This is a genomic window from Roseicyclus sp. (assembly GCF_965662675.1).
Taxonomy (GTDB): Bacteria; Pseudomonadota; Alphaproteobacteria; order Rhodobacterales; family Rhodobacteraceae; genus Roseicyclus.
The window spans coordinates 1-6,928 of sequence record NZ_CBFIIK010000128.1 but is presented as its reverse complement, the minus strand read 5'-3'; the positions used below and the strand labels follow the sequence as shown (position 1 = coordinate 6,928).

8 protein-coding genes are annotated in these 6,928 nt (G+C 62.7%); 1 reads left to right on the top strand and 7 read right to left on the bottom strand.

Annotated elements, in window-relative coordinates; translation table 11 throughout:
• On the top strand, positions 1-404 hold a 404-nt coding region (locus ACTG4J_RS13985; protein ID WP_439140353.1), incomplete at its 5' end, for a cytochrome P450.
• Here the strand turns inward: ACTG4J_RS13985 and ACTG4J_RS13980 are convergent.
• The 7 genes from ACTG4J_RS13980 to ACTG4J_RS13950 form a co-directional block, all read right to left on the bottom strand.
• Positions 391-1,392, bottom strand: coding sequence for an FkbM family methyltransferase (locus ACTG4J_RS13980; RefSeq protein ID WP_439140352.1), 1,002 nt, complete (start codon positions 1,390-1,392; stop codon positions 391-393). The two genes, ACTG4J_RS13985 and ACTG4J_RS13980, sit on opposite strands and share 14 nt — an antisense overlap.
• A complete protein-coding gene (locus ACTG4J_RS13975; RefSeq protein ID WP_439140351.1) occupies positions 1,389-2,507 on the bottom strand; it encodes a hypothetical protein in 1,119 nt (372 codons plus the stop codon). Before ACTG4J_RS13975 ends, ACTG4J_RS13980 begins: the two co-directional genes overlap by 4 nt.
• Before the next feature lie 87 nt (positions 2,508-2,594).
• A complete protein-coding gene (locus ACTG4J_RS13970) occupies positions 2,595-3,695 on the bottom strand; it encodes an ABC transporter ATP-binding protein (RefSeq protein ID WP_439140350.1) in 1,101 nt (366 codons plus the stop codon).
• Positions 3,692-4,498, bottom strand: coding sequence for an ABC transporter permease (locus tag ACTG4J_RS13965; RefSeq protein ID WP_439140349.1), 807 nt, complete (start codon positions 4,496-4,498; stop codon positions 3,692-3,694). The genes ACTG4J_RS13970 and ACTG4J_RS13965 overlap by 4 nt, the downstream gene beginning before the upstream one ends.
• Positions 4,495-5,715 (bottom strand): ABC transporter permease, encoded by a 1,221-nt coding sequence (locus ACTG4J_RS13960; protein WP_439140354.1) that lies wholly within the window; start codon positions 5,713-5,715, stop codon positions 4,495-4,497. The genes ACTG4J_RS13965 and ACTG4J_RS13960 overlap by 4 nt, the downstream gene beginning before the upstream one ends.
• Positions 5,716-5,914: 199 nt before the next feature.
• Positions 5,915-6,481, bottom strand: a complete 567-nt coding sequence (locus ACTG4J_RS13955; RefSeq protein ID WP_439140348.1) for a peptidylprolyl isomerase — start codon at positions 6,479-6,481, stop codon at positions 5,915-5,917.
• A partial coding sequence (locus ACTG4J_RS13950; RefSeq protein ID WP_439140347.1) for a peptidylprolyl isomerase occupies positions 6,474-6,928 on the bottom strand: 455 nt, incomplete at its 5' end. The genes ACTG4J_RS13950 and ACTG4J_RS13955, both read right to left, overlap by 8 nt.

Below are 6,928 nucleotides of genomic sequence, written 5' to 3'. Positions count from 1 at the left end.
GCGAAGCGCTCAGGCTTTATCCCCCCGTGCCCATGATGGTGCGCCAAACGACCGGGCCTGAATGTTTCCGCAATCGCAATCTACGAAAGGGCAGCCAGATCGTGATCTCGCCCTGGCACCTCCATCGCCACGAACGGCTGTGGGAAAACCCCGATGGCTTCGACCCTGCCCGCTGGGCCACCGAGAATGGCAAGACCTGCCTGCGCGAGGCTTTCATCCCCTTTTCCACCGGCCCCCGCGTCTGCACCGGGGCAGGCTTCGCCATGGTCGAGGGGCCGCTGCTTCTGGCGATGCTGGTGCGGGCCTTTCGGTTTGAGACGGTCAGGGACCGCGTGCCGGTGCCCGTGGCCTATCTGACGGTGCGGGCCAAGGACGGGATCTGGTTGGAGGTCAGGGCGAGGTGAGGCGCTCAAGGGCCGCACGCGCGTGGGGCTGGTTTGGATCGACCAAAAGCGCCGCGCGATAGGCCCGTGCCGCCTGCACCAGTTGGCCACAGGCCGCCAAGGCCTTGGCATGTTCGACCAACACCACCGCATTCGACGAGCCAAGGCTTTGGACCGCGCGTTCCGCGCAGAGGAGCGCCAGATCACCCCCACCAAGCGTTTGCGAGAGGCGCGCTAAGCGGCGGTAGCGCTCGCCCGTTCCCGGCGTCGGCTCGGTTGTTGCGAAATGCGCGATCAACCCTGCCAGAGCCGCTTGATCGGGGGGCGGCGCATCGACGCGGCTGGCATGGACATACCAATCATCATGATCCGAAATCTCGGGCCAGACCCGGACATAGCCATGGCCAGACAAAAGCGCATGAATGGGGCCCCGCTGCGATGAATGGCCATGCTCGACCACGATAGCCCCGAAGCGGTAAGCCGTGAAATCAAAGGCCGTGAGGATCGGCAGTTCCGATCCCTCGGTGTCGATCGACAGAAGATCGATCTCGCGCGGTGCATCGCAGGAGCGCAAGAGATCGAAAAGGCTGATCGTCGGCACCTCGTGAACGACGAAATCGTCGCGCGCGCCGGTTCGCGACTGCACATCATCGTAATCGAGCCCCGCAATGGTCGAGAGCGCGGGGCGCCCTTTGACCGCCTGAAAGGTCACAGTCTGCCCGGTTTCGGTCCAGACACACTCGGTGGAGACATGGCAGCGCCGGTTCACACGAAGCTGATCGTGAAATCCTGGATGCGGTTCGGCAACCACGCCCGACCAGCCCAAACGCTCCAACACATAGCTGTTGGACACGTTGATGCCGCCAAGCGCACCGAATTCCACGAACCAACCCCGCCGCTGCAAGCGATTGGCCCAGAGCGCGAAAATGTCTTGGAAGTTCGGGCCGTAGGAAAAGGGCGCAAGATCGGCACAAAGCCGCAAGAAATCGCTAGCTTTGGTCTGTGTCATATCAGTGCCTCTGTTCTCGCCATCCGGCCCGCCGCGATCAGCCGCGCCATCTCGATACGGTTGCGCGCCCGTGCCTCGGTTCCATAGCGCAGGATTTCGTCCACCAATTGCGCGTGCCTATCCGGGGAAAGGGCGATCAAGGCGTCGAGCGCGGTCGCTATGCTGGCGTCGCTGATCAAGGCAGGCACGCGATAGGCGCTGGCGGTCCAGCGGTCGAGAACGACCGGAAGCCCAAAGCCAATCGCGGTCGGGATGGCTGAGGTGATCTTGTAATCGCGATAGGGGGGCCATTCGAGCGGTAAAAGCGGGTAGATCGCCCAAGCCTGTATCAAGGCCGCGACATAGGCATCGTAGGGAACCCGCCCACTTGCCGACAAAGCAAGCAAGCCCACCACGTCTTCGAGCCCCCGTTCGGTCACCTGTTCTTCGAGCTTGGCGCGGTCCGGGCCGCCGCCGATGATCTGAAGCGCGATTCCCGCGTGGCGCATCGCCGCCACACGGGAGGGCTCAAGCGCGTCCAGCAGCCCCTCGAAATCGCGCGCTGAGAAATTGACCCCGCCCGGAACAATGACTTGTTTGGGTGAATCAGAACGGGCCCATGCCCTTGCGCCCTCGCCCCAGAACACAGGTTCGATGACGCCGATGGCATCCATATGAGCCCCATGGGTCATGGCATTGAACCGAGCAGCAACATGAGGGGCCAGAACGATCGTGCTGATCCGACCTTCGGCCAGCGCCGTTGTGGAGGCGGCGGATTTTTGAAAAAGCGTCGGGTTGTGCACGACGCCAATCACTGCGGGCTTGCGCTCTCGCGCCCACAGCGCCACGCCTTCGATTTGAAAGGTCGAGATGATCAGCGCCTCATATCCGCCGCCATCGATATCCCGCCCGAGCTTGACCCAATCAATTGCCTTAGCAATTTCGAGATAGCGAACATTGGCCGTAAAGCCCTTGATTTCCCGGAAGATATCGCCGCGAATATCACGGCACCGCGCATTGACGAAAACATCTACCGTCACGCCAGACGGCACGGCATCGACAAGGCTGGGAATGACCTCCTCGTGAACGCCGGTCAGTTCGAGAATGGCGACCTTTCGATGGGAGCTTTCCGACACCACGCGCTCCTCTGTGCACTGGCACGCATTACCTTATCGGGTTGGGGTAACAGCCGGATAAAATCAGGTCAACCAACCTGCCGCCCCTCAGCCGAAAAGCACCATCGCCCTTGGGTCCCACGCCAGCCTTGCGCGCGCGCCGAATTCCAGAACCTTGCGCCCCGGCATGTTGCGCATCGAGACGCGGACGGGCGCGGGTGTGCCGTCGAGCAGGATGTCGTAATAGGTCATGTCGCCGTAATAGACGACCTCGCGCACGGTGCCCGACGCCTCGCGCCCGCCCTCGGCGGTTTGGCCATCATAGAGCAGCGTCAGGCTTTCGGGGCGCACGCCGATCTCGGCCGCGCCCGTCACCACGCCGCCGGGGCATTGCGCCGCTTCCAGCTCGGCCGGGCCAAGGCCCTGCACCTCGACCCCCACACGCCCGCCCGCCTCGCCCAACACGCGCGCTGGCAGGAAATTCATCATCCCGATGAACTCGGCCACACGGCGCGAATTGGGCCGGCGATAAAGCGTCTCGGGGTCGGCCAGCTGCGCGATCTCACCCTCGAACATCACGGCGATCCGGTCGGACATGACCAGCGCCTCTTCCTGATCATGGGTCACAAGGATGAAGGTGATCCCCACCTCGCGCTGCAGCTTGATCAACTCGACCTGCATCACCTCGCGCATCTTCTTGTCGAGCGCGGAAAGCGGCTCGTCCAGAAGCAGCACCTTGGGCTTCAGGATCAGCGCGCGGGCCAAGGCCACGCGCTGACGTTGTCCGCCCGAGAGCGCATGGGCCGCGCGGGCACCGAATTTGCCTAAACCCACCATGTCCAGCGCTTGCCCCACGGCCGTGCGCTTCTCGGCCACGCTCATCGCGGATTTGCGCAGGCCAAAGCCCACATTCTCGGCCACACTCATATGCGGGAAGATGGCGTAGGATTGGAACACCATGTTGGTGGGCCGCTTGTTGGGGGCGACCCCCTCCATATCCTTGCCATCGAGCAGGATCTGCCCCTCGGATATATCCTCGAACCCCGCGATGGCGCGCAACAGCGTGGTCTTGCCACAGCCCGAGGGGCCCAGCAGCGAGAAGAACTCGCCCTGCCCGATATTGGCCGTGATCCCCCGAAGCGCGTGATAGTCGCCGTAATATTTCTGAACCCCCGTGAGCGTGACGATCGGGGTGCGGGTCTGGCTCATAGAAAGCCTCCGGTATCTTTCAGGCCCGCGCGCTTTAGCCCGCGCCGGCGGAATGTTTCGGCGATGATCAGCAAGATGACGGACAAGACCACCAAGATGGTGCCAAGCGCCATCACCACCGGCAGCCGGGCGGGGAAACGCAACTGCCCCCACAGATAGACCGGCAGCGTCGGCTCGTTGCCCGACAGGAAGAAGGCGATGATGAACTCATCGAGCGAGATGGTGAAGCAGATCAAAAGCGAGGCGATGATGCCCGGGCTGACCAAGGGCAGCGTGATCAGGCGAAAGGTCGACCAAGGCGTTTCGCCCAGATCGATCGCCGCTTCTTCCAGGCTTTTGTCCATGTTCGAAAAGCTGCCCTGCAAGATCGCAATCGCAAAGGGCGTGCAGATCAGCGTATGACCCGCGATGATCGACCATGTGCCGCTATTCAGCCCCAGCTGCATCAACACGATCAAAAGCGAGATCGCCACGATCACCTCGGGCAAGACCAAGGGCAGCATGATGAAGCCCACGATCCCCGCCTTGCCCGGAAAGCCGTAGCGCGTGGCGGCGCGGGCAGCGAACAAGCCCAGAATGGTCGAGAAGATCGCCGTCGAGATCGCAATGATGAGCGAATTCACCGTCGCCTCGTGCAGCGCGGGCGTGTCGAGAAGGGCCGCGAACCAGTCAAGCGTAAAGCCTTGCAGCGGAAAGGCGATCACGGTGCCGGAATTGAAGGCGAACAGCGGCAACAAGATGATCGGCGCGTATAGCACCAAAAGGTAGAGCAAGGCGAATACAGCCAGCGCGTTCAGTCTCATATTCCCCACCTCCCCTTGGGCAGGCGCACCAAGACAAGGACGGACACAAGGCTTGCCGCCAGCACCAGCGCGATGGCCGATTGCGCAGGCCCGATCAGCGCCGGGCCATGAAGGAAGGCCAGGCGGATCGCCATGATCTCGGTCACGGCAAGAGCCAAGGCGATGCCGCCCCCCCTCGCCCCGCCACCCATCCGGTCGGCCAGCCACAGCCAAGCCCTTGCACGCGAAATGCCCCACAAAAGCACCATCGCCACCAACAACATGGCCAAAACCGCAAGCGTCGCCCCCATGGGCCGGTCGTTCAGGTCGAAGATCTGCGCATAGATCATCGTCGCGATCATCGTGCCGCCCGACCCGCCGACAAGGCGTGGGGTGACGTAATCACCCACCGTCGGGATGAAGACGATCAGCACCGCCGCCAGCACCCCCGGCATCGCCAAGGGGAGCGTCACGCGCAAGAATGTCCGGGCATGGCTTTCGCCCAGATCGCGCGATGCCTCGAGCAGCGAGCGGTCGATCTTCTCCAGCGTCACGAAAATCGGCAAGATCGCGAAAGGTGCAAAGGCATGCGCCAGCGTGATCACCACCGAATTAGCGTTGTAGAGCAGCCAGCCCAACGGCTCATCGATCACCGGGCCGCGCAAGAGATTATCCGCGGGCAGCGCCAGCCACGCCAAGCAAGCGACCCCCACAAGCCCCAAGCTTGCTGTCAAGACGCGCGGCGAGCCCTGCCCCATCGCCCAGAACAGTACCGCCCCTGCCGCGATCACCGCGAAGATCACGGCGATGATGGCGATGATCGGTACCAGCGTCAGGCCGCTGTTGATCGGCCCGTCATAGGCCAAGATCACCCGCCACAAGAAGACCCGGATCAGGTAGCTGGTCCAGAACGGGATGGTGATCAGGAACAGCCATAGCGATTTGCGCTCGGGCCGGACATGGAACGAGATGAAATAGGCTACCGGAAAGGCCAGCGTCACAGTCACCAGCGTGACCAGCCCCGAGATGCGCAGCGAACGCAGCATCAATTCGCGGTAAAGCGGATCGGTCAGCGCCTCGGTATAATTCGCAAGCGTGAAATCACGCTGAATGGTCAGGAATTGCTGGGTCCAGAAACTCAGCAGCACGATCGCCGCAAGGGGTGCTGCCAAAAGCACAAGCGCATAAACAAAGGTGGGGCTGACAAGCGTCAGCCCCTTCGCCGCTTCGGTGCGCATCAGCTTTGCATATCCGCTCACCCGTCGCCGACCCTCACGCCTATGGCTGATTCCGCCGCTGAAAATGAGGCTTTCACGCCTTGGCCGCAAGCGGTTTGCTGCGTGGCGGCAAAAGCATCCGCGCCTTATGGGCCAAGTTGTGGGCAAACCACGAAAAAGGGGGGCCATAGCCCCCCTGTTTTGTTGCTGTGGCAGTGCCTTACTGCGCCGCGACCGGGTCGTCGTCACGCACGCGCAGCGCGCTCATCCGGTCCGGCACGCCGATCACGGCCCCGTTCTGACCGCGCCCGCGCTTGATGGCATCGACCACCTCGATGCCGCTGACGACCTGGCCCACGACCGTGTATTGCCCGTCAAGGAAGGGGCCGGGCGCGAACATGATGAAGAATTGCGCATTGGCGCTATTGGGGTTTTGCGCCCGCGCCATGCCGATCACACCGCGATCAAAGGTGATGTCCGAGAACTCGGCTGGCAGGTCGGGATATTGTGACCCGCCCCGCCCGGCATAGCGCATGTCTTGGCCCATCCGGCCGTATTCGACATCGCCCGTTTGTGCCATGAAACCGTCGATCACCCGGTGAAACACGACATCGGTATAGGCACCTTCGGCGGCCAAGGTGACGATCCGCTCAACATGCAGCGGCGCCACCTCTTCGAACAGGTCGATGACCACCGTCCCGTCAGCCTCGCCCGCGATATCGATCTCGAGCCCCGTCGCATAAGCCGGGCCGCACAAAAGGCACAATCCCAAGACCAGCTTACGCATCGGCGGCCACCTTTACCGAGATCATCTGGTCGGGGTTTGCCGGCGGCTCGCCGCGTGTGATGGCATCGACATGCTCCATCCCCGCGATCACGCGCCCGTAGACGGTGTATTGGCGGTTGAGGAAGTGGTTATCTGAAAAATTGATGAAGAACTGGCTATTGGCCGAGTTGGGGTTCGAGGACCGCGCCGCCCCCAGCGTGCCGCGATCATGCGGGATGCCCGAGAATTCCGCCGGAAGGTCGGGCTTGTCCGATCCACCGGTACCAGCCCGCCGCAGATCGCCGCCTGCCAGGCCATGTTGCACATCGCCCGTTTGCGCCATGAACCCATCGATCACGCGGTGAAACACCACCCCGTCATAGGCCCTTTCGCGGGCCAAGTCCTTCATCCGCGCGCAATGCTGAGGCGCAATATCGGGCAAAAGCGCGATAGCCACAGTGCCGGACT